At 67.0% G+C, this 1,311-nt stretch carries 1 protein-coding gene; it reads right to left on the bottom strand.

The genetic code is table 11. The features are described from left to right. Window positions 1-29: 29 nt before the first annotated feature. Window positions 30-1,243 (bottom strand): IS3 family transposase gene (locus MFF61_RS32745; RefSeq protein ID WP_373324829.1). Its coding sequence is split into 2 segments (ribosomal slippage): window positions 30-895 and window positions 895-1,243, totalling 1,215 coding nucleotides; the frame shifts between segments, so codons are not numbered across the junction. Window positions 1,244-1,311 lie beyond the last annotated feature (68 nt).

Raw genomic sequence — 1,311 nt, 5'->3', positions numbered from 1 at the left:
TGTTGTTGCCCCCGAACGACCGGACACGGTCACGGGACAGAGCGAGCCTTGATGAACTCGCGTGGTGAACGGTAGCCGAGCGCTCGGTGAGGGTGAACCTCGTTGTAGTGAGTGATCCAGCCAGGAAGCTGCCGGACGACGGTTTCGGCATCCGGGCGCGGGCTCACACGGACGTAGTCGCGCTTGATCGTGCGCACGAAGGCCTCCGCCATGCCGTTCGACTGGGGGCTCTCGACGGGCGTCGTCCTCGGCTCCAGACCGAGACTACGAGCGAAGCTTCTAGTCTCATGGGCGATGTAGCCGGAGCCGTTGTCGCTGAGCCACTCGATCGTGCCGGGCAGCCGGTCGAGGCGGCCGAAGCGGTGCTCCACGGCCGCAACCATGAGGTCGCGGACCTCGTCGCCGCCGATCCCGCCCGTAGTGGCCACGTAGCTCATCGCCTCGCGGTCACAGCAATCGAGCGCGAAGGCGATCCGGACCCGCTCGCCGTTGTCGCACGCCACCTCGAAGCCGTCTGAACACCAGCGAAGGTTCGGCTCGGCGACGGCGATCCTGCCATCGTGACGGCGCTCGGCCCCGCCGGCATGGCGTTGCAGAAGCAGGCCGTGTCGCCTCATGGCCGCATAGACGCGCTTGTGGTTCGGGGGCTGCCGTCCTTCCGCCATAGCTCGGCGACGCAGGATCGCGTGCACCCGGCGATATCCGTACGTTGGCAAGTCGGCGATGACGGCCTTGATCTCGGCGATGAGGTCCGCATCCGGCTGCGGCGGTCGCCCGACGCTTTTGGGCTGCCGATGCTTGGCCCGCTCTGCGAGGTTGGACCGCGCGACCCCGATCACGTCGGCGACGCTCTTCATCGGGAGCCCGCCGTCGACGAGAGCAAGCGCAACATCCCCTTTTTAGGACCGGCCGCGACCTCAAGCGCCTCTTTCAGGATCTCGGCCTCGAGCGTCTTCTTGCCGAGAAGACGGTGCAACTCGCGGACCTGGTTCTGGAGCGCCCGGTAATCCGAGGCCGGCACGACCTCCTCCTCGGCACCGGCCGCCGTCAGGGCACCCTGGGCAGCCAAGCGCCGCCACGTGAAGAGCTGGTTCGGAGCCACGCCATGCCGGCGAGCCACGAGGCTGACCGTCGTGCCGGGCTCGTAGGTCTCCTCGACCATCCGGACCTTCTCGGACGGGCTCCAGCGCCGACGACGCTGAACGGACGTGATGATCTCAACCCGATCGGGCGTGCTGGTCATAGACACGGTTGTAAGCCTCACACTTCGCAAGTGGGAGACCGTGTCCGGTCAGTTCGGGGGCAATCTCA

This window comes from Methylobacterium isbiliense (assembly GCF_022179325.1).
In the GTDB taxonomy this organism is placed as follows: domain Bacteria; phylum Pseudomonadota; class Alphaproteobacteria; order Rhizobiales; family Beijerinckiaceae; genus Methylobacterium; species Methylobacterium isbiliense.
This window is presented reverse-complemented; position numbering and strand designations above follow the sequence as displayed.